Source organism: Roseateles sp. 22389, from assembly GCF_052044995.1.
GTDB lineage: Bacteria > Pseudomonadota > Gammaproteobacteria > Burkholderiales > Burkholderiaceae_C > Roseateles.
The window spans coordinates 401,193-425,889 of the sequence record NZ_JBQEOF010000002.1 but is presented as its reverse complement, the minus strand read 5'-3'; the positions used below and the strand labels follow the sequence as shown (position 1 = coordinate 425,889).

General features: G+C 70.1%; 22 protein-coding genes. 4 read left to right on the top strand and 18 right to left on the bottom strand.

Translation table 11 applies throughout. The annotated features are described in order from the left end of the window. Nucleotides 1–16: 16 nt before the first annotated feature. The 3 genes from ACTJKJ_RS04915 to ACTJKJ_RS04905 are packed head-to-tail and all read right to left on the bottom strand — an operon-like array spanning nt 17 to nt 4,644. Nucleotides 17–1,999, bottom strand: a complete 1,983-nt coding sequence (locus tag ACTJKJ_RS04915) for a diguanylate cyclase domain-containing protein (RefSeq protein ID WP_440819743.1) — start codon at nt 1,997–1,999, stop codon at nt 17–19. 57 nt (nt 2,000–2,056) lie between these two features. Further along, the gene (locus ACTJKJ_RS04910; RefSeq protein WP_440819742.1) at nt 2,057–4,264 is read right to left on the bottom strand and encodes a putative bifunctional diguanylate cyclase/phosphodiesterase; all 2,208 of its coding nucleotides are present in this window, start codon (nt 4,262–4,264) and stop codon (nt 2,057–2,059) included. Then, entirely contained in the window at nt 4,261–4,644 is a 384-nt protein-coding gene (locus ACTJKJ_RS04905) for an Hpt domain-containing protein (protein ID WP_343603928.1), read from the bottom strand. Before ACTJKJ_RS04905 ends, ACTJKJ_RS04910 begins: the two co-directional genes overlap by 4 nt. Nucleotides 4,645–4,890: 246 nt before the next feature. On the opposite strand from ACTJKJ_RS04905, the gene ACTJKJ_RS04900 reads away from it, so the two are divergent. Next, on the top strand, nt 4,891–6,555 hold the full coding sequence (locus ACTJKJ_RS04900; RefSeq protein WP_440819741.1) for a sensor histidine kinase: 1,665 nt from the start codon (nt 4,891–4,893) through the stop codon (nt 6,553–6,555). A 49-nt stretch (nt 6,556–6,604) separates the two neighbouring features. On the opposite strand, the gene ACTJKJ_RS04895 is transcribed toward ACTJKJ_RS04900, so the two are convergent. The 14 genes from ACTJKJ_RS04895 to flgB all read right to left on the bottom strand — a co-directional run bounded on the left by ACTJKJ_RS04895 (nt 6,605) and on the right by flgB (nt 22,036). Next, complete coding sequence (locus tag ACTJKJ_RS04895; protein WP_254783200.1) at nt 6,605–7,222, bottom strand: response regulator; 618 nt, start codon at nt 7,220–7,222, stop codon at nt 6,605–6,607. A gap of 98 nt (nt 7,223–7,320) precedes the next feature. Then, complete coding sequence (locus ACTJKJ_RS04890) at nt 7,321–9,840, bottom strand: sensor histidine kinase (RefSeq protein WP_440819740.1); 2,520 nt, start codon at nt 9,838–9,840, stop codon at nt 7,321–7,323. 229 nt (nt 9,841–10,069) lie between these two features. Then, nucleotides 10,070–11,215: an EAL and HDOD domain-containing protein gene (locus ACTJKJ_RS04885; protein ID WP_440819739.1), complete on the bottom strand. Its 1,146-nt coding sequence runs from the start codon at nt 11,213–11,215 to the stop codon at nt 10,070–10,072. 13 nt (nt 11,216–11,228) lie between these two features. Then, nucleotides 11,229–12,476 (bottom strand): flagellar hook-associated protein FlgL, encoded by a 1,248-nt coding sequence (gene flgL / locus ACTJKJ_RS04880; RefSeq protein ID WP_440819738.1) that lies wholly within the window; start codon nt 12,474–12,476, stop codon nt 11,229–11,231. Between the two features lie 35 nt (nt 12,477–12,511). Further along, the gene (flgK, locus tag ACTJKJ_RS04875) at nt 12,512–14,488 is read right to left on the bottom strand and encodes a flagellar hook-associated protein FlgK (protein ID WP_440819737.1); all 1,977 of its coding nucleotides are present in this window, start codon (nt 14,486–14,488) and stop codon (nt 12,512–12,514) included. 38 nt (nt 14,489–14,526) lie between these two features. Further along, entirely contained in the window at nt 14,527–15,426 is a 900-nt protein-coding gene (gene flgJ / locus ACTJKJ_RS04870; RefSeq protein WP_091722488.1) for a flagellar assembly peptidoglycan hydrolase FlgJ, read from the bottom strand. Nucleotide 15,427: 1 nt separating this feature from the next. Beyond that, a complete protein-coding gene (locus tag ACTJKJ_RS04865) occupies nt 15,428–16,576 on the bottom strand; it encodes a flagellar basal body P-ring protein FlgI (RefSeq protein ID WP_440819736.1) in 1,149 nt (382 codons plus the stop codon). A 46-nt stretch (nt 16,577–16,622) separates the two neighbouring features. Beyond that, the gene (locus ACTJKJ_RS04860; RefSeq protein ID WP_091722496.1) at nt 16,623–17,318 is read right to left on the bottom strand and encodes a flagellar basal body L-ring protein FlgH; all 696 of its coding nucleotides are present in this window, start codon (nt 17,316–17,318) and stop codon (nt 16,623–16,625) included. Between the two features lie 94 nt (nt 17,319–17,412). Continuing rightward, complete coding sequence (gene flgG / locus ACTJKJ_RS04855) at nt 17,413–18,195, bottom strand: flagellar basal-body rod protein FlgG (RefSeq protein WP_091722501.1); 783 nt, start codon at nt 18,193–18,195, stop codon at nt 17,413–17,415. Between the two features lie 51 nt (nt 18,196–18,246). Beyond that, a complete protein-coding gene (gene flgF, locus ACTJKJ_RS04850) occupies nt 18,247–18,975 on the bottom strand; it encodes a flagellar basal-body rod protein FlgF (protein ID WP_440819735.1) in 729 nt (242 codons plus the stop codon). 43 nt (nt 18,976–19,018) lie between these two features. Then, on the bottom strand, nt 19,019–20,422 hold the full coding sequence (gene flgE / locus ACTJKJ_RS04845) for a flagellar hook protein FlgE (RefSeq protein ID WP_091722507.1): 1,404 nt from the start codon (nt 20,420–20,422) through the stop codon (nt 19,019–19,021). Between the two features lie 79 nt (nt 20,423–20,501). Continuing rightward, complete coding sequence (locus tag ACTJKJ_RS04840) at nt 20,502–21,161, bottom strand: flagellar hook assembly protein FlgD (protein ID WP_440819734.1); 660 nt, start codon at nt 21,159–21,161, stop codon at nt 20,502–20,504. Nucleotides 21,162–21,210: 49 nt separating this feature from the next. Further along, on the bottom strand, nt 21,211–21,627 hold the full coding sequence (gene flgC, locus ACTJKJ_RS04835) for a flagellar basal body rod protein FlgC (RefSeq protein ID WP_091722515.1): 417 nt from the start codon (nt 21,625–21,627) through the stop codon (nt 21,211–21,213). A 22-nt stretch (nt 21,628–21,649) separates the two neighbouring features. Next, complete coding sequence (gene flgB, locus ACTJKJ_RS04830) at nt 21,650–22,036, bottom strand: flagellar basal body rod protein FlgB (RefSeq protein ID WP_091722518.1); 387 nt, start codon at nt 22,034–22,036, stop codon at nt 21,650–21,652. Between the two features lie 164 nt (nt 22,037–22,200). Between flgB and flgA the strand changes: the two genes are divergently transcribed. The 3 genes from flgA to ACTJKJ_RS04815 all read left to right on the top strand — a co-directional run bounded on the left by flgA (nt 22,201) and on the right by ACTJKJ_RS04815 (nt 23,959). Further along, nucleotides 22,201–23,067, top strand: a complete 867-nt coding sequence (gene flgA, locus ACTJKJ_RS04825) for a flagellar basal body P-ring formation chaperone FlgA (protein ID WP_343603913.1) — start codon at nt 22,201–22,203, stop codon at nt 23,065–23,067. Nucleotides 23,068–23,187: 120 nt separating this feature from the next. After that, nucleotides 23,188–23,508 (top strand): flagellar biosynthesis anti-sigma factor FlgM, encoded by a 321-nt coding sequence (flgM, locus tag ACTJKJ_RS04820; protein WP_183478490.1) that lies wholly within the window; start codon nt 23,188–23,190, stop codon nt 23,506–23,508. Between the two features lie 61 nt (nt 23,509–23,569). Continuing rightward, a complete protein-coding gene (locus ACTJKJ_RS04815) occupies nt 23,570–23,959 on the top strand; it encodes a hypothetical protein (protein ID WP_091722530.1) in 390 nt (129 codons plus the stop codon). Nucleotides 23,960–24,243: 284 nt separating this feature from the next. Here the strand turns inward: ACTJKJ_RS04815 and ACTJKJ_RS04810 are convergent, their stop codons facing one another. Beyond that, on the bottom strand, nt 24,244–24,684 hold the full coding sequence (locus ACTJKJ_RS04810; RefSeq protein WP_091722534.1) for a DUF1841 family protein: 441 nt from the start codon (nt 24,682–24,684) through the stop codon (nt 24,244–24,246). Nucleotides 24,685–24,697: the final 13 nt, after the last annotated feature.

Below are 24,697 nucleotides of genomic sequence, written 5' to 3'. Positions count from 1 at the left end.
GATCGGGCGGCGCCGCTCAGGCCACGCAGGCCCGATTCTTCCCGGTGCGCTTGGCCTCGTAGAGCGCCTCGTCGGCGCGGTCCAGGGCCTGCTCCATCGTCTCGCCCGCCCGGAACAGCGTCACGCCGGCCGAGAAGGTGACGAACACGTCGCGGCCCTCGTGCATGAACAGGCTGGCCGACAGCGAGCGCTGCAGCCGCAGCAGCACCGCCTGCGCCTCCTCGAGCGGCGCTTCCGGCAGGATCAGCACGAACTCCTCGCCGCCCCAGCGCCCGACCTTGTCGCCGGGCCGCAGCAGCCCCGACACCCGCGCCGCCAGCGACTTCAGCGCCTCGTCGCCGGCCGCGTGGCCCAGGTTGTCGTTGAGCTTCTTGAAGTTGTCGATGTCCAGCAGCGCCAGCGCCAGCGGCTTGGGATCGCGCTCGAGCTTGGCGCGTTCGGTCTCGAAGGTCGCGATCAGGCCCCGCCGGTTGGCGATCTGCGTCAGCTGGTCGGTCTGGACCTCGCTGGAGAGCTTGCGCAGCTCGCCCTCGAGCTGCTCGACGCGCTCGGCCAGCTGCGCCGCGCGGTCGTGCTCCTCGCGCAGCCGGCCCTGCGTGGTCTGCACCAGCGACTGCACGCTGCGGCTCTCCTCGACCATCTCGCGCACCACGCCGGCCAGGCTTTCCAGCGAATCCGCCTGCTCGATCACGGTGGCGTACTTGCCGACGCTGTCGCTGAAGCGGTCGGTGTGCTGGCCGAGCTCGCCCAGCTCCTGCAGCATCCGGTTGATCAGGCCCTTGAGCGCGTCGCGGGCGCGGCTGCGTTCCTCGCGCAGGCTGTGCTGGCGCTCGCGGGTGCTGTGCAGCAGCTCGCTGACCGAGCGCACGCTGCGCGCCGTCAGCCCCTGCGCCAGGGTCTGGCCCATGGCCTCGCACTGGCCCTGCGCCCAGGAGTCGTCCTCGGCCAGGTCGGCCAGGCTGCCCGTCAGCTCGCCGCAGAGCTTGCCCAGCTCGTTGAAGGCGTGGTTGCGATGGTCCAGCCAGCGCCGCGCGCGGATGCACAGCGCGTCCATCTGCGCGGCGCGCTCGGGCGTCGCGCCGTCGCGGACCAGTTCGGCATGGGCCACGCCCAGCGCATCGATCAGTTCCTGCGCGCGCAGGTCGTCCGCGGCGAGGGCATGCCGCACCGTGCCGTTCAGGTGGGTGCCGACCTCGGGCCACGACTGCAGGCCCGGGCCGGTGCCGGCGGACGCCGCCGCACCCGTCGCGCCCATCAGCGTGTCCAGCGAGCCGTAGCGACCGCCCTCGGCCGACGCGGGCCGGCCGTCCTCGGCCGTATGCGCATCCGCGGGCGGTTGCGCGCTTTCCTCGTCGGTGAAGAACTGCGTCGGCGTGCCCGCGCGGTCTTCGTCGTCGAGCGCGTCCTCGCCATCCTCGCTGGCCGACGCCGCGCCACCGGTCGCGGCCCCCAGGCCGACGGTCGACGGCAACTCATCCAGCGGTGCGGGCTGCGTCTCGACGCGCGCGTCGCTGACATCCGAATCCCAGCTCGCCACCAACTGCCGCAGTCGCAGCGTCAGCCGCTGCGGGTCGCTGCGATTGCTCTGCAGCACGCGCAGCACGCCGTCCTTCTTGCGCGCGAGCGTCCACTGCCGTCCGCCGCGTTCCAGGCCGCGCATCAGCCGCTCGATCAGCTGGGCCAGCTGCTCCGCCTGCGCACCCGGGCCGTGCGTCTGCTGCAACGCCTCCAGCGCGCGCTGCAGTTCGTCCCAGCGGCCTTCCTTGAGCTGCGTCGCGAAACCTTGGCGCTGCTGCGGATCGGGCACCGCCAGGCCCAGCAGCCGTGCCATCGAGGCCTGCGCGCGCTCGGGCATCTGCGTCGACGCGCCGCCGCGCACCGGCTCGCCGGCCTCCTGCGCGTAGGCGCGGGCGTAGTTCTCGGGGGTCGGCTCCAGCTTGTCCAGCGCCAGCCGGCGCAGGGCCGCTTTTGCCAGGAGAGCGGGGGGCTGCTGCGGCATCGGTCGGGGCTCGGTGAAACGGGGGAGGGCGCTGGCGGCTCGCGGCACGCGACCGGATCAGCGCATCGGGCTTTCGTCGCCGACCTCGGTGGTCGGCAGGATCCAGGGCGCCTTGCGCGGCAGCACCGTCTGCGCCAGCCAGCGCTCGAGCTCGTCGGGCGGCAGCGGCTTGCTGAACAGGAAACCCTGCATCAGGCTGCAATCGAGCCGGCGCAGCACTTCCATCTGGCGCAGCGTCTCGACGCCCTCGGCGATCACCTGCAGGCCCAGCGAGCGGGCCAGCGCGATGATCGCGGTCACCACGGCGGAACTCTGCGGCGTGATGCCCAGGTCGCGCACGAAGCTGCGGTCGATCTTCACTTCCGAGATCGGCAGCGTCGTCAGGTAGGCCAGCGAGGAGTAGCCGGTGCCGAAGTCGTCGATCGAGATCTCGACGCCGACCTCGTTGAGCCGGTGCAGCGACGGGATGACGCTCTGCAGGTCCTTCATCAGGCCGGTCTCGGTGATCTCGAGCTGGATCGCGCGGTGCGGCACGCCCCACTGGCTGACGAATTGATGGATGTGCTCGACCAGGTCCGAGCGCTCGAACAGCCGGTTGGGCAGATTCACCGCGATCGATTCGCTGAAGCCGAAATTCAGCTGCCAGACCTTGGCCTGGCGCGCGGCCTCGCGCAGCGCCCACTCGGACAGCGGCACGATCAGGCCGGTTTCCTCGGCCAGCGGGATGAACTCGCCGGGCGGCACCAACTGGTTGCCGCGCCGCCAGCGCATCAGCGCCTCGGCGCCGACCATGCGGGCGGTGCGCACGTCGATCTTGGGCTGGTAATGCAGCACCAGCTCGTCGCGCTCGATCGCCTTGTGCAGCGCGGATTCGAGCTCCAGCTTCTCGCGGCCGCGGCCCGCCAGCATCGGCGAATACAGCGCCGAGGCATTGCGGCCCTGGTTCTTGACCGCGTACATGGCCACGTCGGCGTTGCGCAGCAGGTCGGCCATGGTCAGGCCGTCGCGCGGGTAGAGCGCGATGCCGACCGACGCGGTCACGAAGCACTCCTGGCCGGCGATGAAGATCGGCTCGCGCAGCGCGTCCAGCACCCGGTCGGCGACGCGCTCGGCATCGCCCTCGTCGCCGACCTCTGGCAGCAGCGCCACGAACTCGTCGCCGCCCAGGCGGCCGACCGCCTCCAGCGTGCGGTGCGAGCGGGTGCCGACCGACTCCAGCATGCCTTCCATGACCTGGTCGCTGTGGCGCACGCAGGAGCGCAGGCGGCGGCCGACTTCCATCAGCAGGTCGTCGCCGGCGGCGTGGCCCAGCGTGTCGTTGATGACCTTGAAGCGGTCCAGGTCGATCAGCAGCAGGCCGACCTCATGGCCCATGCGTCGGCCGGCCTCGATGGCGCGCTCGGCGCGCCACATCAGCTGGCGGCGGTTGGGCAGGCCGGTGAGCGCGTCGAAGTTGGCCAGCTCGCGGATGCGGTCCTCCGCCATGCGGCGGTCGGTCACGTCCTGGATGACGCCGGTGTAGCCGCAGGCGTTGCCGTGCTCGTTGAACTCGGGCTCGGCCTCGATGTGGATGACGCGCTTGCGGCCGTCCAGCAGCGTGAAGGGGAGGTCGGTCACCAGGACCGAGTTGTGGGCCACGACATCGCGCAGCAGCCGCATGAACAGCAGCCGCTCCTCGCGCGGCACCATGCGCATCACGCCGATGAAGTCCAGCGGATCGGCCGGCCCGCGGCCGAAGACGCGCAGCGCCTCGTTGGCCAGCTTGAAGCCGTGGCCGGTCTGCCACTCGAAGCTGCCCATGCGGGCCAGGTCCTGCGCGCGCGCCAGCTTGGACTTGCTGCGCTCCAGTTCCTGGCGGGTGCGCGAGCTGCGCAGCATGTAGCGCAGCCGGCCGGCCAGCAGCCGCCACTGCGTGGACTTGACGAAGAAGTCGGTCGCGCCGGCCTGGTAGGCGCGGTTGATGGAGGCCTCGTCATCGAGGCCGGTCAGCATCAGGATCGGCGCGTTCTCGAAGCCGGGCAGGGCGCGCAGGCGCTCGCAGGTCTCGAAGCCGTCCAGGTCGGGCATCAGCGCGTCCAGCACGATGAGCTCGGGCGTCCACTGGGTCACCGACTGCAGCGCCTGCTGGCCGCCGGTCAGCGCGGTGACCTCGAAGCCGTGTTCCTGCAGCGCGGCCTCGATCAGCATCAGGTTGACCGGGTCGTCGTCGACCAGCAGGACGCGTGGCCGTTCGATCAGTTCGCCTTCCTTCACGACGCGGCTCATCGCTGGGCTTGCACCAGTTGCTGCATCGCCAGCCGGGCGGCGGCGATGTCGTCCAGGGCGGTGCCGATCAGGTCGGCCAGGCCGTCCTCATGCCCGGCGCGGGCCAGGCCTTCGATCTCGGCGCAGCGCTGGGACAGCACCGCGGCGCCCAGGCTGGCCGCGGCGGATTTCAGCGTGTGCGCCACGTGGCGCAGGCCGTTGAGGTCGCGCGGCGCGTCGCGGCCCTGCGCGAGCACCTGCTCCTGCTGGTCCAGCGATTTCAGGAAGGCGGCCACGACACGCTCCAGCAGATGGTTCACGCCCTCCGGGTCCAGCTCGCGCAGACGGGCGAGGGCCTGGTCGTCCAGCACGGCGGGTTCGGGCTGAGTCCGGGAGGGCATGGTCGTGGCGTGGTCCGGTGACATCTTCTGATCATGGCGCCGCATGGACGTTCCACGCGGAGTTGCGGGCCATTGTCGTTCACCAGGAGGATGGAGTCGTGGGAAAAAGCCGTCAATTCTGGTGTTCTTGGGGCTGTCGCTCGGGGTAAGTCCCGGGTCCGGTGTGGCGTCGGCGCCTCCGCGCCGGGATGGTGCGATGGTGAATCCTCGGTGAGTGGCTGGTGAGGCCTACATACAATGGCCCGCATGAACAGGTTGGGGGACGCCGCCGCTCGTCGTCGGCCATGGAAGGGTGCCGCGCTGGCCTTGGGGCTGGCGGTCGTGGCCCTGCTCCTGCTGCTGGCGTTGAACCTCGAGCCGTCGGGCCCCGGCCTGGTGCTGACCGCCGTGATGGCGGGCGCGGCGCTGATGATCTTCGTCGCCGCGCTGACCTGGCACCTCGCGGTGCGCTTGGCGCGCGCCCAATTCGGCGAGCTGCTGCGCGAGAGCCGCCAGCAGGCCCAGGCGCTGACGCAGCTGCAGCCCGACTGGCTCTGGCAGACCGACGCGCAGCATCACCTGGTGCGCTGGCAGGCGTCGACCGGCGCGCCGGCGTCGAGCTGGGCCGGCACGGCGGTGAACGGCGCGGTGACGCAGCGGCTGTGGGAGCGCTTCGAGCCGCTGGCCGGCGCGGATGGCGCGGACGGCGTGCCGCAGGACGTTCGCGCCCGGGTCGAGCCGGGTCACTCCTTTGAAGGGCTGCGCGTCGTCGACGCCCAGGGACGGCGCTGGGAACTCCGCGCGCAGGCGACGACCGATGCTGCCGGCCGCTTCGCCGGCTTCCTGGGCGCGGCCCGGGCGCTGGACGAGGCGCCGCCGGCGGTCGACACCGACACCGCCGCGGCCACCGCGCCGGGCCCGGGCGCCACCGACTGGCTCCAGGCCCTGCCCGGTCCCGCCTGGCTGCTCAGCGGCGACGATGGCGCCTCGACCCGCCTGATCGATGTCAACGACGCGGCCCTGCAGATGATGGGTGGCTCGGAGGCGCGAGGCCAGCTCTGGCGCGCCTGCGAGGAACGCCTGCCCGAGGAACTGCGCCAGGCGCTGGCGCAGCCGGACCTGCAGTCGGGCAGCGCCTGCGGTGCCTGGTGGCTGTGCCTGACGGCGCTGCCGCATGGCGGCGGCACGCTGCTGAGCCTGTGGCCGCAGGGCGCGGCGGAGACGGTGCCCGCGGCGCTGGCGATGCAGGCCGCGGAGCAGGCGCGCGCGGACCAGGCCTCGTTCAGCTACACGGTGTCGCACGACCTGCGCGCGCCGCTGCGCGTGGTCGAGGGCTTCACCCGCATCCTCAAGGAAGACTACGGCCGGCTGCTGGACCGCGCCGGCAACGACCACCTCGATCGCGTGCTGGGCGCCTCGGCGCGCATGCAGAGCATGATCGACTCGCTGCTGGCCCTGTCCCACCTGTCCTCGCAGGCGCTGCGGCATGAGACGGTGGACCTGTCGCTGCTGGCCGGGCAGGTGGTGGACGAACTGCGCCGCGCGTCGCCGGGGCGCGAGGTCGAGGTCGAGGTGCAGCCCGGCCTGCGGGTGCAGGGCGATCCGACGCTGCTGCGCATGGTGCTGGAGAACCTGCTGGGCAACGCGTGGAAGTACAGCGGCAAGCGCGAGCATGCGGTGATCCGCTTCGAGGCCGAGCAGCGCCAGGGCGAGCGCGTCTTCGCCGTCAGCGACAACGGCGCCGGCTTCGACATGCGTTTCGCGGACCGCCTGTTCGGCGTCTTCCAGCGCCTGCACAGCGCGAGCGACTTCCAGGGCACCGGCGTGGGCCTGGCCTCGGCGCGGCGCATCGTGCGCCGGCACGGCGGCGACATCTGGGCCGAATCCGAAGTCGGGCAGGGTGCCCGCTTCTACTTCACCTTGCCGAGCTGAGACCGGTCCGCGCGCTTGCGTCGCGGGCCGCGCGGCGGTCCGAAGACCATCAACTGCCGAGCGCGAGCTGCTCGACCGCCTCGACGACGCGGCGCGCCTGCTCGCCGAGTTCGATGCGCTGCTCGGCGGCCATGCGCTCCAGTCGCGCCAGCGCCTGCGCGCGGGTCAACGAATAGCGGTGCATCAGCACGCCCAGCGCCATGGCCTCGACCACGGCCAACGCCGAGGCCGGCTCCAGCGCCGGTGCGGGCGGCGCCGCGTCGGCGCGGGCGGGCCGGTTGGCGAAGGCGGCTTCCACGGCGGGGACGATCTGGTGGATGTCCAGCGGCTTGACCAGGTAGGCCAGCGCGCCCAGTTCCTTGACCTTGGCGACGGTGGCCTCGTCGGCGAAGGCCGAGAGGAACATGAAGGGCAGCTGCAGGTAGTCGCGCAGGTAGCCGGCCACGTCGAAGCCGGTCATGCCTTCCATGCGGATGTCGAGCAGGGCGAGGTCGGGGCGGTGCTGTCTGGCGATGAGGATGGCGTCGTCGCCGTTGTCGGCGTCCAGGACCTCATAACCGGCCTGGGCCAGGCCATGCGTCAAGGTGGCGAGCACCAGCCGGTCGTCGTCCACGACCAGGATGCGGCCCTTGCCGCTCGCGCCCACGTCCTTGCTCACGCTGTCCACGCTGCTCCCGAATCCAAGGCATCCCCGAGGGGTGACCGGGGATTGTCACCGAAATGCCGCGCATGCCCCGCGCGGCGGGCTGGCCCGGTTGCGAGTCGTCACAAGGCCTCGAGCAGCTGCACCCCCGGCGGCCACAGACTGAGCTCGCACACCACCTGCTCGCCGTCCTGCGTCAGGCCCAGCAGCGCGCTGCGGCGCGGCAGCAGCGCGCGCACCAGGCCCAGGCCGGAGACGCCGCCCCGCACCTGCGCCAGGTCGAAGCCCGGCGGCAGCCGCCCGGTGTTGACGATGCGCAGCACCACCTGTTCCGGATCGAAGCGCAGCTCGCAGCGCACCGGCGCGTCGCCGCCATGCTTGACCGCGTTGGTGAACAGCTCGTTGAGCGTCAGCGCGATCGGGATGGCCTCGGCCTCGGGCAGGCCCCAGCGGTGCGACTGCTCGGCCATCGCGCCGTCGACCTCGACCAGGATCTCCCGGCCCGACATCCGCTGCACCGAGCCCATCACCGCCTCGACCACCTTGCGCAGGCGCAGCGGACCCGACATGCCGACCTGCAGCCCGTAGACCTGCGCGATCGCCTGGACCTGGCCGACCGCCTCGTTGATCACCGCCTTGACCTCCGGGCGCCGCGCCGCGATCTGCTGCAGCAGGCCGGCCACGCCCTGGAGGTTGTTCTTGATGCGGTGGTGGACCTCGCGCACCAGCAGCTCGCGCTGCGCGATCGCCGCCTCCAGCCGGGCCGCCTCCTGCGCGCGCTGCTGCGTCACGTCGCTGGCGACCAGCAGCAGCTGCTCCGGCTCGAGCTCGCCGCTGGCGTCGTTGACGCCGGCCAGGTGCAGCAGCCGCGCATCCCAGATCCGCGCCTGCCCGCGCACCGTCAGCCGGTATTCGCGCTGCAGCACCTCGCTGCTCTGCAGCGCGAACTCCATGTCGGCGCGGATCGTCTCGACCTCGTCGCCGCCGCCGAAGAGCGCCTCCAGGCTCGCGCCCAGCAGCTCCTCCTCGGGCCGGCCGGCCAGCGCCGCGGCCGCCTGGTTGATCTGGCGCACCTGCAGCGTGCGGGCGTCGTGCAGGCTGATGGCGATCGGCGCGGCCTCGATGATCCGGTGCAGCGAGGCCTGCGCCTGCAGGCTCTGCGCCTCGGCCTGGCGGCGGCGCTCGATGTCCAGCAGCGCATAGGTCAGCTGCCGCGAGCCGTCCGGCCCCATCGTCGCCACCGCGTTGCCGACCACCCAGAACTCGCGGCCGTCGCGCGCGACGACGCGGCATTCGAAGGTCTCGGCCTGGCCCTCGGGCAGGTCGTCCAGGTAATGCGTCTGGCGGAACGGATGGTCGGGCGCTTCGGTCGCGACGCTGCTGATCGGCTGGCCGGCGAATTCCGGCAGGTCACCGCCGAACATGCGCCGCGCCGAGCGGTTCATCCACTCGATCCCGTGCCGGCCCACCGTCACGATGCCCACCAGCACCGAGTCCAGCACCGCGCGTTCGCGCTCGGTCTGCAGCTGGAGGGAGTGCTGCAGCAGCTCGTTGCGTTCCTGCGCCTGCTGGTGGTCGGTGATGTCGACGGTCAGCACCGAGGTCGTTTTCTGGCCGGAAGCCAGCTGGCCGATCTCCACGCGGGTCATCAGCCAGCGCAGCCCGTGCTCAGGGTGCCGCACCGCGTAGCGCGCCACCGTCGGCGTGGCCTGCTTGAGCGCGAGCTGCAGCTTCTCGTATTCGGCGCGCGAGTCGGGCTCGACCATCTCGCGGTTGACGCCCTGCAGCGAGGGCGCCTGTTTCGGGGTGTCTTCGCCGGATGAGGACGGCGGCGCGCCGGTGCCCGGCCGCGACCAGCCGGCTTCCGGCTGGAAGGTCGCCAGGCCGACACCGGCCGTGTCCATCAGCGTCTGCAGTTGCTGCTGCGCGAGCTCCAGGTCCTGTTCGGCGCTGCGGTCCTCCAGCATCACCAGCGTGCGCGGGCGCGACCACGGGCCGCTCAAGCGTCGCGCGCGCACGCGGATCCAGCGCCGGCGGTCGCCGGGCGGCGCCAGCAGGGCGTTGCGATGGGATTCCTGGCCCGACTCGGGCGCCTTGGCATGCAGCAAGTCGCGCCACTCGGGGGGCAGCTCGTGCAGGCTGATCGGCATCTGCGGGCTCAGGCGCCGGCACAGCGCGGTGAACGCGGCGTTGAAGCGCAGCAGCAGGCCCTGGTCGTCATGCATCAGCGCCGGCAGCGGGCACAGGTCCAGCCACTGGTCGATCTCCGACTGCATGCGCTCGGCGCGTTCGCGCGCGGCCAGTTCGGTGCTGTGGTCCTGGAGCAGCGCCAGGCCCAGGCCGCCCTCGAGCGGATGCACCCAGGCCTGCAGCAGGTGCTCGCGGCCCTGGTCGTCGACCAGGCGCAGCTCCTGCGCCATGCCGCTGGGCAGCAGGCGCTGGCCCTGGAGCGAGACCTCGCCCATCAGGCCCTGCAGCTGCGCGTTGGTGAGCAGGACCTGGCCCTTGGCGTCGAGCACGAAGGCGGGCCAGGGGCCGTCCCAGAGCCCGGCGAGCAGGCCGGGCACGTCCTGCCCGCGCGCCGTGAGCAGCGCGCGCAGGGCGTCGAGGTCGGGGGAGGCGAGGGGGAGTTGGGGCGACACGGGGCGAGTTTAGAAGACCCTCACCCCCGCCCTCTCCCGCAAGCGGGCGAGGGAGCAAAACGGGGGCAGCCAGCCGTGCGCACTCCCTCTCCCGCAGGGTGTGCGAGGGGGCCGGCTCTGTGCATGCTCGCCCGCAAGCGGACGAGGGGGCGACCCTGTGCACTCCCTCTCCCGCAGGGCGGGAGAGGGCGGGGGTGAGGGTGGGAGCTCCCTCACCCCGCAGCTGTCGTCACTCGAGCTGCGCCGCCTTGTGCAGCGCGCGCAGCACGGCGTGGTTGACTTCGTCGGGACCCAGCATCAGCGTGTCGAGCGCGTCGCGCACGTCCAGCACCGACTCGTTCTCGATCGCCTGCACCAGCTGCAGGTAGCCGTGGTACGGCCCGGTCTGGTCGACCAGCGCCTGGCGCACCCGCTCCGGCACCGGGATGGACTGCAGCAGCTTCTCGAACGGCTGCTTCAGCATGTGGTCCAGCAGCGAGAACAGGCCGCAGATGAACATCTCGTCCCGCACCTCGGAGTCGGTCATGCTCTTGGCCAGCTCCTCCATCACCAGGCCGCGGCGCAGCGCGCCGAACATCACCGGGCGCATCGCGTGGTCCTTGCTGGCCGTGGCCAGCAGCAGCGCCAGCCAGCGGCGCAGCCGCGCATAACCCAGCAGCATGATCGCGTGACGGAAGGACGACACCTCGACCGACAGGCCGAAGGCCGCCGAATTCATGTAGCGCAGCAGCTTGAAGGCCAGGCTGGGGTCGCGCTTGAGCGTCTGCTCCAGGCGCTCGACATCCTCGCCCTGGTCGACCCGCGACATCAGCTCCACGATCACCTGCAGGTCGGCCTGGCCGTCGCTGCGGGTGGCCGGGACGGCCGGGGCCTCGAATTCGCCGTGCACGGTCCAGCCCAGCACGCCGGCGGCGCCGCCGTCCAGCGCCTGCTTGAAGTCGGCCGCGCTGCGCGCGCCCGAGACCAGCACCGACTTGCCGGCCGGCAGCGGACCGCCGCCCAGCTCCTGCAGGTCCAGCACCAGCTGCTTGAAGCCGGCCGCGTCCGAGCGACCCTTGAGCAGCGCGCCCCGCACCTGGGCCTGCGCGGCCAGGTCGGCATCGGACAGCAGGAAGGCCGGCACCTCGACCTTCATGTTGCCGGGCAGGGCCGCGGCCAGCAGGCCCTTGAGCAGCCCCTCGTGCGCCACGTTCAGCAGCACCGGCCTGGCCGGGAAGGCCTCGGCCAGCGCCGCCAGCAGGGCCGACGCGTCGGGCGTGGTCTCAGGGCGAAGCGCGAACACGGTGACGCGTGTGGCTTCGATGTCGAAGGACTTGGAAACCAGGGGCGCGTAGCCCAGGGCCACTTGGCCCAGCACGGCGTGTGTCGAGTTCATGCAGATCGGCGCATCAGGAGTTGATGTACTGGAACAGCGACATGCGCTGCACCATCGAGTAGGTTTTCAGCGCCGCATCGTAGCCCGTCTGCTGGTTCTGGAAGTCGGAAATGCCCTGGGTCATGTCCAGGTCCTCTGCGGCAGATTGCTCAGCCTGGTTGTAAACCTTGAGCGTCTGCAGCCGCGACTCGGAACCGTCCAGGTTGTTCATCTGCTCGCCGACCTGGCTGCGCACGTTGGCCAGGTTGCCCATGACCGCATCCACGTCGCGCAGGTTCATCAGGTTGCTCTGCGTGATCTCGGGCGCGGTGCGGCCGGTGGTCTTGAGCGACTCGATGGTGCGGTCCAGCACCTCGAAGAGCTTGAGGTCGGCCGTCGACGGCTTGACGCTGAAGCTGTCGCCGTCGGACGGCGTGCCCGCGACCGTCATCGCCATGCCGTCGAACTTGATGGTGTTGCCGCCGCTGTAGTTGTCGCTGGCCACCGGCACGTGGCCCTGGCTTTCGTTGAAGACGGTGTAGGTCTGCGAGGGCGCGGTGCCGCTGATGACGATGCTGTAGCTGTCGCCGGTGACCAGCGCCGGGTCGGTGACGCGGCCCGAATCGATGTAGCCGGTGGACGCCTGGCCGGTCAGCACGTTGGGCGCGGGGCCGGTCTCGAAGCTGCCGTTGCCGCTGCGCGCCTGCTCCCAGGCGGCGCGGCCGTCCACGCTCAGCGGATAGTTCTCGAGGTTGCCGGTGGTGACGCTGCCCGAGATGCCCTCGAAGCCCACGCCGCCGCCGATGCGCGCGCCGTTGGCGTCGCGCTGGACCGGGTTGTCCAGGAAGGGCACGCCGGAGGTGCCCTGGCCCGAGAACAGGTAGCCGCCCGCGCCGTCGGTGCGGTTGGCGATGGCCAGCAGCTGGTCGCGCAGGCCCTGGATCTTGGTCGCCAGGCCCTTGCGCTCGGGGTCGCTGTAGCTGGCGTTGCCGGCGGCGACCAGCGTCTCGCGGATCTGCTGCATCAGCTCGTTGGCGTCGCCCAGCGCGCTCTCGGCCAGCGTCATGCTGTTGCGGCTGGCCTCCAGTGCGCGCTGGCTGGCGTCGACCTGCCCGATCGAGGTGCGCGCGCGCTCGGCCCGCGCCGCGCCGGTGGGGTCGTCGCTGGCCTTCTCGACGCGCTTGCCGCTGGTCAGGCGCTGCTGCGCCTCCTGCATCTCCTGCTGGCGGCGCTGCAGCGTCGCGATGCTGGCGTCGAACATGTTGTTGGTGGCGAGTCGCATGGCGGCGTCCTTCTGGAAACGGGTCGTGCGCCGCGTCAGCGGCCGACGACGCTCAGCAATTGGTCGAACAGGCTCTGCGCGGCCTGCAGCATCTTGGCGGCGGCCTGGTAGCCCTGCTGGAACTGCATCAGCTTGGCGGCTTCCTCGTCGAGGTTGACGCCGGCCTGGCTGGAACGGGTCTGCTCCGCCGCGGAGGCCACCGTGGTGGAGACCTGCGCCAGGTAGTCCGCGCCCTGCACCCGCGAGCCGATGTCGGCGATCGCGGACGCATAGGCCTCGTTGACGGTCTGGCCGCGCGAGAGCTTGCCGTCGGCCTGCAGCTGCTTGCCCAGGAAGGGCTCGCTCTGCATCGCGACGAAGGCCTTGGCGTTGCCGTTGTTGGTCGAGACCACCTGGTCGGAGACCTGCAGCGCGATCTTGTCGCCCTCGCGCGGCACGCCGTTCAGGCTCAGCTCGAAGCCCAGGTCCACGCCGGCCGCCGGATCGTTGCCGATCTTGCCGCCGGCCTTCCAGGTGCCGCTGACCGAGGTGTTGTCCGACAGCGTGATCGTGTAGTTGATGCTGTTGTCGGCGTTGACGCTGCCGAACTGGACAGTCGCCGGCTGCTTGCTCTTGTCGAACTTGTCGTTGACCGCGTAGAGCGCGTCGACGGTGGCCGTGCCCTTGTTGTTGACGTCGGTGGTGGCGATGATCGGCGAGGCCGCGGCCAGGCCCGACGGATCGTCGAGCGAGCGCTTGAAGCTGGCCGCCGCGTTGGCCACCGGCTCCAGCAGGAAGCTGTCGCCCGGCTGCATCGTGCCGGTGGTCGACAGGCTGATGCCGTAGGCTGCCTTGATCTGGTCGTTGCTCATGATCGTGGGCTGGCCGCCGGGGCGCACCGCGATCTGGTAGCTGTCGGGCGTGCCGGTCGGATCCGGCGTGACGGTGAACGACAGCGCCGGCACCAGCGCGCCGTCGGTGACGGTGGCGCTGACGGTGGCGTCGCCGCGGTTGGTCGACGCCGGCCGCACCGCCGGATCGGCGATGGTGAACAGCGGTCCGCCGGCCTGCGCCTTCAGGTCCAGGCCCAGGCTCTGCTGCTCGTTGACGCGGGTGGCGACCGCGGTCGCCATCTGGCCCAGCAGGTTGCGGGCGTCCTGCAGGTGGGTGTTCTGGTAACGCAGCAGCGCCGTCAGCGAGCCGCCGGTCAGCGTGCTGTCGTCCAGCGCGCGGGTGCCGCTGGTGTCGCTGATGGACAGCTGCGCGCGCGCGCCGTCGTAGGGGTCGGGCGTGACCGAGAGCTGCTGCGCCTGGCCGCCCAGCACCAGCACCTGGCCGCCGCCGATGAACACGCCCATCGTGCCGTCGCGGGCATTGGGCACGGTGCTGACCTGCACGTACTGGCTGAGCTGCGAAATGAGCTGGTCGCGCTTGTCCAGCAGGTCGTTGGGCGTGTGGCTGTTGCCGGAGGCGCGCGCGATCTGGTCGTTGGCCGCGGCGATCTGCTTGGCTAGCTCGTTGACCTGCTTGACGTCGGCGTTCATGTCGCTGACGACGCCGGCCTGCAGGTCGGCCAGCTGCTGGCCGGCGCTCTGGAAACGCGAGGCCAGCGCCTGCGCCTTGCCCAGCACGACCTGACGGGCCGACGGATCGGACGGGCGGCTGGCCACGTCGACCAGCGCGTTCAGGAAATCATTGGCCGACTGCCCCAGGCCGTCCGCGCCGGTGGGGAAGAGCTTCTCCAGCTGCCCGAGCTGGGACTGCATGGTCGTGTCGGCGAAGGCCTGCGACTTGGCCGCCGCCGCCTCGCGGGTCAGGAACTCGTTGTGCGAGCGGGTGACCGTCTGCACGTTCACGCCCTTGCCGAAGTAGCCCGCGCCGGTGAACTGGCCCTCGGGCGTGGTCAGCACCACTTCCTGGCGCGAGTAGCCGGCGGTGTTCGCGTTGGCGATGTTCTGGCCGATGGTCTGCAACGCCGCCTGGTTGGCGAACATCGCGCGCATGCCCAGCGACAGCAGCGGGGAGGTACTCATCTCGGGCTCCTCGTTCCTTGGTCCTCAGCGGCGCGCGATCAGGCCAGCGCGCGCTGCACGCGCATCGTGGTGTTGATGGTGCGCGCCAGCTTGGTCGCGTAGTCGGGGTCGGTGGCGTAGCCGGCCTTCTGCAGGCCCTTGGCGAAACCCTCGGCGCTGCCGGTGTTGGCCTTGGCCACCACGTCGCGGTAGCGGTCGTTGTTGCCGATCAGGCGGGCGTAGTCCTTGAAGGCCTCTTCATAGCTGCCGTAGGCGCGGAACTTGGCCGTCACCTTCATCGGCTTGCCGTCGACGTACTCGGTGGTCTGCACCTCGGCGACCTTGCCGGTCCAGTTGGCGCCGGCCTTGATGCCGAAGACGTTGAAGCTGCTCGAGCCGTCCTTGTTCAGGATCTCGCGCTTGCCCCAGCCGGACTCGTGCGCCGCCTGCGCGATCATGAAGCTCGCCGGGATGCCGGTGGACGCCTGCGCGGCCTTGGCGGCGCCGTCGTGCTTGAGGATGAAGTCCTGCACATGCGGCTGCACGTTCTTGACCGCCAGCTGCGGCAGCTGCTGGACCTTGGTCGCGCCCTTGGCCGTGGGCAACTCGCCGTCCTTGACGCCGAGCTGGCGCTGCAGGTGGCGCTCGATCGCCTGCGACAGGCCGCCGGGCAGGCCGGTCATCTTGGCGGCGTACTGCTGGTCCAGCATCTCGCCGCCCATCTGGGTCGCCGAGTTGTCCATCATGCCGCTGCTCATCGTGGCCTGGCGCATGCTCTTCATGACCTCCTGCATGAAGAGGGCCTCGAACTGGCGCGCGGTCTCCTTGACCGCGGCCTTGGGGTCGCGCGACGCGGTGGACTTGAGCTGCTCGACGGAGCGGGTGTCCGAGGACAGCCCGTTGGTGGCGAAGTTCGCGCCCATGCCCAGGGCGTTGCTCAGCGGGGTGGAGAGCGCCATGTCAGATCACCTCCAGCTCGGCGTTCAGCGCGCCGGCCGTCTTCATCGCCTGGAGGATCGCCAGCAGGTCCTGCGGCGTGGCGCCCAGCGTGTTTAGCGCCTTGACGACGTCGTTCAGCCGCGCGCCCGCGGGCAGCTGGATCAGCGAGCCGGGGTCCTGCTTGATGGAGATGTCGGTCTTTTGCGTGACCGTGGTCTGGCCGCCCGAGAGCGCATTGGGCTGGCTGACCTGCGGCGTGCTGGAGATGGTCACCGCCAGGTTGCCGTGCGCGACCGCGCAGGGCTGCAGCGTGACCGCCTGGTTCATGACGACCGAGCCGGTGCGGGCGTTGATCACGATGCGCGCGGCCGGGGCCTCCTGGTCGAAGCTCAGGTTCTCCATGTCGGCCAGGAAGGCGACGCGGGCATCCGGCGTCAGCGGCGCGCGCACCTTGACGACGCGGCCGTCCAGCGCCATCGCCGTGCCTTCGCCCTTGGCCTTGTTGATGGCCTTGGCGACGGCGCGCGCGGTGCCGAAGTCGGAGCTGTTCAGGTCCAGCTGCAGCCACTCGTTCTGCTGCAGCGGCGTGGGCACGCTGCGCTCGACCAGCGCGCCGCCGGGGATGCGGCCGGCGCTCAGGTGGTTGATCTGGACCTTGGAGCCGCCCGCCGAGGCGCCGGCGCCGCCCACGATCAGGTTGCCCTGGGCGATCGCGTAGACCTGGCCGTCGGCGCCGCGCAGCGGCGTGGCGATCAGCGTGCCGCCGCGCAGGCTCTTGGCATTGCCCATGGACGACACGACGACGTCCAGCGGCTGGCCGGGCTGCGCGAACGGGGGAAGCTGGGTGGTGATCATCACCGCCGCGACGTTGCGCGGCTGCATGGTCACGCCGGGCGGCAGCAGCACGCCGAACTGCTGCAGCATCGCCGTCATGCTCTGGCCGGTGAAGGGGGCCTGGGTGGTCTGGTCGCCGGTGCCGTCCAGGCCCACCACCAGGCCGTAGCCGGTCAGCGGGTTGGAGCGCACGCCCTGGACCGCGGCGACCTCCTTGATGCGCGTCGCCTCGGCGGGCGTCGCGATCGCGAGCAGCGCCATCAGCGCGAGCAGGCCGGAAGCCAGCAGGCGGGGGGAGCGGGACAGGAAGCGGGGGAAGGCGGTGGTGGGGTACATCTCGGTCACACGGTAGCCAGACTCGTGTGACCGATTGTGGGGAAACTTAAATGGGCGAAAGGTTCAAGAAGAAGCGGGATAGCCAGCCAATTCCATGCGCGTCGGCGACGGCGCCGCGACCGCGCTGCTCGACCCGGACATTGGCGATCGCGGTCGAGGCGACCGTGTTGCCCTGGCGGATCGACTGCGGGTCGACCTGGCCGTAGAAGCGCAGCACGTCCACGTTGCTGTTGACCCCGACCTGCTTTTCGCCCGAGATCAGCAGGTGCCCATTGGGCAGCACCCCGGTGACGACGGCGGTGATGGTGCCGGAGAAGTCGTTGGTGTTCTCGTTGGTGCCCTTGCCGGTGCTCTTGTTGGACGAGGAGCCGGTCAGCTCGGCCCGGCCGCCGCCGAAGGAATTGGCCGCGATGCCGGGGATGGCGCTGACGCTGGCGCCGATGGCGCCGTTCTTGTCCAGTTCGCTGCTCGACTTCTGCGTGGCGCTGACGCGCTCGACGATCTGCACGGTGACGATGTCGCCGACCAGGCGGGCGCGGTGATCCTCGAACAGCGGGCGGTAGTTGGCGTTCTGGTAGATCGCGCCGTTGTTGGCCGAAGCCGGGATCGGCTCGGGCATCTTCACCACCGGCGCGGGCTGCATGTCCACGCGCGGCTGCGGGTACATCGTGGAGCAGGCGGTGAGGGCGAGCGCCGCGGCGGCCACCAGGCTCAATCGGATCGAGGACAGGAACGAAGGCATGACAACTCCTTGAATCGCGCACGGGAAGGCGGACCTTCGCATCGTCGCCCGGGCGCTCACCGCCCGGTCCGCCGAAGAAGGGCCCCGCGACCGGTCAGATCTGCGACAGCTTCTGGAGCATCTGGTCGGTGGTCTGGATCGCCTTGGAATTCATCTCGTAGGCGCGCTGGGTCTGGATCATCTGCACCAGTTCCTCGACCACGTTCACGTTCGAGGTCTCGACGAAACCCTGCTGCACCGTGCCCAGGCTGTTCTGGCCGGGGGCGCCGGTCTGCGGCGTGCCCGAGGCGACGCTCTCGGCGTACAGGTTGCCGCCCAGCGATTCCAGCCCCGGCGGGTTGATGAAGTTGGCCAGCTGCAGCTGGCCCAGCGTCGTCGGCGTGGCGCTGGCCGCGGTGGTGACGCTGACCGTGCCGTCGGCGCCGATCGAGATCGACTTGGCGTCGGCCGGCACGATGATGCCGGGCAGCACCGTGTTGCCGTTGTTGGTGACGATCTGGCCGTTGGGATCGAGCTGGAAGCTGCCGTCCCGGGTGTAGGCGGTGGTGCCGTCGGGCATCTGCACCTGGAAGAAGCCGTTGCCCTTGACCGCCACGTCCAGCGAGTTGGACGTCTGCGTCAGGCTGCCCTGCGAGTGGCTGCGCGAGGTCGCCACCGCGCGGGCGCCCAGGCCGACCTGCATGCCGGTGGGCAGCGTGGTCTGCTCGGTGTTGTTGGCACCGGGCTGGCGCAGCGTCTGGTACATCAGGTCCTCGAAGACGGCGTGCGACTTCTTGTAGCCATTGGTCGAGACGTTGGCCAGGTTGTGGGAAATGACGTCCAGCTGGGTCTGCTGGGCTTCCATGCCGGTCTTGGCGGTCCAGAGCGAACGAAGCATCGGGGACTCCTGATTCCTGTGCGGTGCGGGCGGATCCGTTCAGCGAACGGGTCAGCTGTCGGACAGCAGCTTGGACGCTGCCTGGCCGTGGGTCTGGGCGATCGAGAGCATCTTCATCTGCTGCTCGAACTGGCGGGCGGCGGCGATCATGCCGACCATGGTCTCGACCGGGCTCACGTTGGAGCCCTCGAGCGCGCCGGACTGCAGCCGGGCATTGGGATCGGCGGGCAGCGGGTCGCCGCCGTCGGCGATGAACAGACCGTCGTCGCGGCGGGTGAAGCGCCCGTCCTCGGTGACCAGCTTGATGCGGCCGATGTTGACCGGCCGCTGGCCGTCGGACTTGGCCACGACGGTGCCGTCGTCGCCGATGGAGATCGTCGAGTTGGGCGGGACGGTGATCGGGCCGCCGTCGCCCAGCACCTGCAGGCCGTTGCGCATGCGCAGCACGCCGTCCTGGTCGACGTCCATCGAGCCGGCGCGGGTGTAGGCCTCGGTGCCGTCCAGCGCCTGCACCGCCATCCAGGAGCGGCCCTTCATCGCGACGTCCAGGTTGCGGTCGGTCGTGGTGATCGGGCCGGCGCTCAGGTCGTGACCGGTGGTGGTCTCCAGCGCGAAGGCGCGGGTGGAGGCGCCTTCGCCGCGGATGGGCACCGCGCGGAACGCCTGCAGCTCGGCCCGGAAGCCGTTGCTGTTGGCGTTGGCGAGGTTGTTGGAGAGCACGTCCTGGCGCGACATCGCCGCCTGGGCGCCGCTCATCGACAGGTAGATCATGCGGTCCATCGGAACTCCTCAGCGATCGGCGGTGGGGTCGGGTGCGCCGGGATCAGCGCAGGTTGACCAGCGTCTGCAGGACCTGGTCCTGCGTCTTGATGGTCTGCGAGTTGGCCTGGTAGACGCGCTGGGCGGTCATCATGTTCACCAGCTCGGAGGTCAGGTCGACGTTGGATTCCTCCAGCGCGCCGGGGGTCAGCGAGCCCAGGTTGCCATCGCCGGGAACGCCCACCACGGGGTCGCCCGACGAATTGGTGCGCGCCCAGACGTTGCCGCCCAGCGGCTGCAGACCCTGCGGGTTGCGGAAGTTGGCCAGTTCGACCTGGCCGGCCGGCTTGGATTCACCGTTCGAGTAGCGGGCGGTGACGATGCCGTTGTCTTCCAGCTTGATGCCGACCAGCTGGCCCGGCGCGTAGCCGTCCTGGGTCAGGTCGGTGACCGCGAAGTTGGAGCCGTTCTCGGTGGCCGAGCGCAGGTCGAAGCTGATGCCCTGCACCGACGGGTCGGACGGGTCGGCCGGCGGCGCCGGGATCGGCAGCGTCGGGGCGCCCTGGGCGTTCACGCCGGCGGGGATCTTCAGGTTGAGGAACTCGCTCGGGCCGGGCGAGACCGGCTTGCCGCCGGTGGGCAGGAAGGTCATCTGCGTGAACGGCGTGAGCGGATTGCCGCCGGGCTGGCCGTTGTCGGTGTCGATCGGGTTGCCCTGGGCGTCGTACTGGATCGCGCTGCCGTTGGCGGTCAGGTAGACGTTCCAGACGGTGTTGCCGTTGGCGTCGGCGTTGTTGGCGCGCTGGAAGTACATCGTCAGCGCGGTCGGCTGGCCCTTGGCGTCGTACACCGTCATCGAGGTGGCGTTGTTGTACGTCGTCGGGTCGTTCAGCGTGATGCCGGTCTTGTCGATCTTGGGCGAGTTGGGATCGGCCGGGTCGGTCAGGTCGTAGGCGGCGGTCGGGCCGGCGCGGGAGTCCAGGTTGAACTCCATCTTGATGTCGCTGGTCACCTTGGGGTCGATGCCGCCGGTGGGCAGCTTCAGGCCCTGCGCCAGGCCCGGCTGGATCACGCCGTTGGCGTCGGCGGGATAACCCATCAGCTTGAGCTGGTCGTTGTTGACGATGTTGCCTTCCTTGTCGACCTTGAACTGGCCGTTGCGGGTGTACACCGTCGGGCTCTTGCCGTCGGACACCTGGAAGAAGCCGGCGCCGTTGATCGCCAGGTCCATCGGGTTCTCGGTGATCGAAATGTTGCCCTGCGTGAACTGCTGGGCCACCGTCTGGAGCTGCACGCCGATGCCCACGTCGCTGGTGCCGGCGCCGTTGAGCGAGGCGGCGTACATGTCGGCGAACTCGGCCCGCGACGACTTGGCGCCGTAGGTCTGCGAGTTGGCGATGTTGTTGCCGATGACTTCCAGGTTCTTGCTGGAAGCGTTCAGTCCGGAGAGGCCTTGTTGGAAGCTCATGGGGGTGTCCTTGGGCGATTCAGGCGGGTGATGCGGGTAACGCGGGTGTGCGGGGAGGGCGGGCCGGGGGATGCTGGGATCAGCCCAGCGCGCGGACCTTGTCGTAGTCGACCAGGCCGGAATTCTTCAGTTCGAGCTGCAGGGTGGAGCCGCTCGTGTTGACGGCGCGCACTGTGTCGCGCATCAGGGTGGTGGCGGTGACGGCGGTGCCGCCGCTGCTGGCGGTGACGCGGTAGCTCAGGCCGGTGGTCTCGGCGGCCTTGGACGCGTCCCAGGTGTAGGACTGCATGCCGCTCTTCATCTTGCCCAGGTCCTGGGTCGAGATCACCGCGCCGGCGCCGTTGAGCACCTCCAGCTTGACGCTGTCGGCGGCGCTGCCCAGGTCGAAGTTCAGCGTGGCCTTGCCGTCGGCGACGTTGACCTTGTCGCCGGGCACGGTGACCTCGCGGCCGACCAGGCTGACGCTCTGCAGCGCCTGCATCTGGCCGAACTGGCTGGCCAGGCCCTGGATGCTCGAGTTCAGCGTGCTGACGCCGGTGACGGTCTGGATCTGCGCCATCTGCGTGGTGACGGCGGCGTTGTCCATCGGGTTCATCGGATCCTGGTTCTGCAGCTGGGCGACCAGCAGCTTCAGGAAGCGGTCCGAGGTTTCCTGCGCGCTGGTGCCGGTGGCGCTGCTGGCGGCCGTGTTCGACGCGGCGCCGGTCTTGGTGTTGGCGTTCAGGGCGGTGAAGTCCATGGGAGGCTTTCCGTGCGGGAGGTCAGGCGGGGCTCGGGCCGGCGGGCGCTCAGCCCTGGCCCATCTGCAGGGTCTTGAGCAGCAGCGACTTGGCGGTGCCCATGACCTCGAGGTTGTTCTGGTACGAGCGCGAGGCCGAGATCATGTTGACCATCTCCTCGACGCTGTTGACGTTGCTGTAGGTGACGTAGCCGTCGGCGTCGGCCAGCTGGTGGCTGGGATCGTGGACGCGGCGGCCGGGGGTCTGGTTCTCCTGGACGCCCACCACCTGCACGCCGACGTCGGTCTGGTCCATGCCGTTCTGGGCCAGCACGCTCTGGAACACGACCTGGCGTGCCTTGTACGCCTGGCCGTCCGGACCGGCGACGGTGTCGGCATTGGCCATGTTGCTGGCCACCGCGTTCAGGCGCTGGCTCTGCGCGCTGACGGCGCTGCCGCTGATGTGGAAGATGTTGAACATCGACATGACGGTCTCCTGTCCTGCGCGATCAGGCGGCGTTCGGGGACTTCATCGCGTCCAGCATCGTGCGGATGCTGCCGTTGAGGAAGCGCAGCGACGCTTCGTACTTGACGGTGTTGTCGGCGAAGCTGGCACGCTCGCGGTCCATGTCGACGGTGTTGCTGTCCATGCTGGTCATGGCGCTCAAACTGCTCTGCAGCGCGTTCTGGGTGCGCTGGGTCAAGGTCTGGTTGGAGTTCGCGGTCGTGGCGGGGGAGGTGGCCTCGCGCAGCGCCTTGGCGAAATCCATGTCCTTGGACTGGTAGCCCGGGGTGTCGGCGTTGGCGATGTTGCTGGCGAGCAGGCGCTGACGCTCCGCCCGCAGGGTCAGCGCCTGGGCCTGGAAGTTCATCGCATCGGACAGTCGGTTCAGCATGGTCATCTCCTTCGGGACGGGTCGGGTGGCGTCGGGACGCGGACCCGGTTTGTCACGTTCGGGCATTGTGGGCAGCGGGTCGGAAAACATGAGCGCGATAAGACGGGTGATCCCGGCCCATTTCGAAGCCACCGGCGCGCCCCGGATCCGTACAGTTCCGTCCCATGCCGCAACCCTGCACCTCCTCTCACGCCCGCCACGCGCAGGCGCTGCCCGCCCTGCTGGCGGGGGCGCTGATGTCCGTGTGGCTGATGTTCGGACTGGTGGACGAGGCGGACGCCCAGACGCCGGGCGCGCCGCGCCTGCAGCTGACGATGGCGCCGCAGGGCGGCGCCGCCGCGCAGGCCGCTGCTTCCAATGGCTCCAATAGCTCCAATGGCGAACCTTCCGCGCTGGGCGCGCTCGACGCGACGCTGGAAGACCGCCTGCAGACCCTGGCCATGGCCGGCGCCCGCCAGGTCGCGCCCAACCAGGCCCGGGTCGAGGTGGAACTGGGCCGGCTGGACCCGCGCCTGCGCCTGGCGCCGTGCGCGCAGATCCAGCCCTATTTGCCGCCGGGCACCCGGATGTGGGGGCGCACCCGCCTGGGCCTGCGCTGCCTGGCCGGGGTCACCAAGTGGAACGTGACGCTGCCGCTGACCATCAAGGTCTACGGCCAGGCCTTCGTCGCCGCCGCCGACCTGCCGGCCGGGACGCTGCTGACTCAAGAACAGCTGCGGCTGGCCGAAGTCGACATTGCCGGCGAAGCTGGCGCCATCTATACACAAGCGGAAGGCTGGCTCGGTCGCCAGCTGGCCCGGCCGGTCGCGGCCGGCGAGGCGCTGCGGTCGGCCGACCTCAAACTGCGCCAATGGGTGCAGCCGGGCGACCGGGTGCAGGTCATGGCGACCGGCAACGGTTACGCGGTCGCGGGCGAAGGCCAGGCGATGGGCGTGGGCCTGGAAGGCCAGGATGTCCGTGTACGCTTCGACAATGGCCGCATGGTCACCGCGCGTACCGTGGGTGAACGCAGGGTGGAGGTGGTACTGTGACGCCCTTCACCGAGCGATCTGTCGATTTTGTGAAGCTCGCCCCTCAAGTTCCGCCCAGACGGGTCGAAATACCCGGTACTGGAAGGGGTCCGGAAGTCCTCGGGCCCATGGAGATTTGCCATGAAGATCGGTAACAACGCTGACCTGAACGCCTACTCGAAAGTGGGCGGGACCACCACCGGGACCCCCGAGGCCGGTGCGGCCAAGGCTGGAAAGGCCGGCGCGGCCGCGTCCGGCGAGGGGTCCAAGGTCGAGCTGTCGAGCGCCGCGAGCAGCCTGATCGCGGGCGCCCCCGACGACGGCAGCTTCGACGCGGAAAAGGTCGCACGCATTGCCAGCGCGATCGAGAAGGGCGAGTTCAAAATCAACGCCGATGCGATCGCCGACAAGCTGATCGCCAACGCGGCTGAGATGCTGGGCCGCACGCAGCCTTCGCACTGATTCGCTCAATCGTAAAAAGCTGAGCTGAAGCGACCATAGACCAAGCTTTTCCGGTGACGCCATGACCGCCACGCCTTTGAACTCGACCCCCGTCGACCTGGAGCAGCCGCTGCAGGACGTCGAAAGCTGCCTCAACCTGCTGGGCGAGGCGCTGCATCGACGTGACTCCCAGGCGATCGAGCTGCACGCGGCGTCGCTGCATGCGGCTTTGGCTCGCGCCATCGAACAATTCAGCGCCGCCGCACGCACCGGCACGGTGCCGGCTGGCCTGCGGACCCGCTTGATGCAGGCCGGAGGCCGCGTCGCCGCCCAGCGCGAATCCCTGGCCCGCGCCACCGCGGCGCTGGACCGCGCCATCGACGTGCTGATGCCCGGGGAACCGAGCGGGCTGTACGGCGCGTCCGGGAAGAACGAGCGCAAGTCAGCCTTGGGTGGGGCGATCCAGGCCTGAATTTCAGAGCTTCGGATGAAGAAGGCCACGCGGATGCGTGGCCTTTTTGCTTTTTGGGAAGCGCGGGTGTGGCGTTTGGGATGCACCCGTGGCGTTCGAGCTACCGCTGGCGGCGTTCGGGCGACCGCCCACCTGCATTGACCGGGGCGTTGGCCGCCGAGGCATGGGGCCCCCGCGGCAAGCGCGGAAACCCCACGCCTCACCGTCCCCAACCATCACCGTCCTTCGACCTCCGGGGACGGAGGACTGCGGGGGAGTTCTGGGAGCGGGCGGGGCGGGTGGAGTCAGGTCGGCGTGCGGGTGGCCTTGCGGCGCAGGCAGTCCAGGTAGGCGTGGCCGTCCGGGGGCAGGCCGCTGCGCTGCGAACTCCAGATCATCTCGCCCAGACATTCCATCGCTTCGTGATGCGCTTCGTGCAGGGACTGGCGGCGCGCCGCCAGCAGATCCAGGGCCTGGCGAACACCGGTCGGCTGGTCGATCTGGTGCTGCTCGATCAGGCTCAGGTGCATGGACAAGTGCAGGAAGGGATTCGTGCGGCCGTCCTCGACCGTGTAAACCGCCGCCAGCGCGGCATCCTCGTCCGCCAGTTCGTCGTGGTACTCGGGATGCTGGGCGATCCAGTCGGAGGCGATGGCCTCCATCGGCGTGAGCGGCAGGCCGTCGCGCTGCTTGCGGTAGGCCTGGCAGAAGAAGCGCCGGACCTCGAGTTGGGAAGGGGCAAACATAAGAGCGCGATTC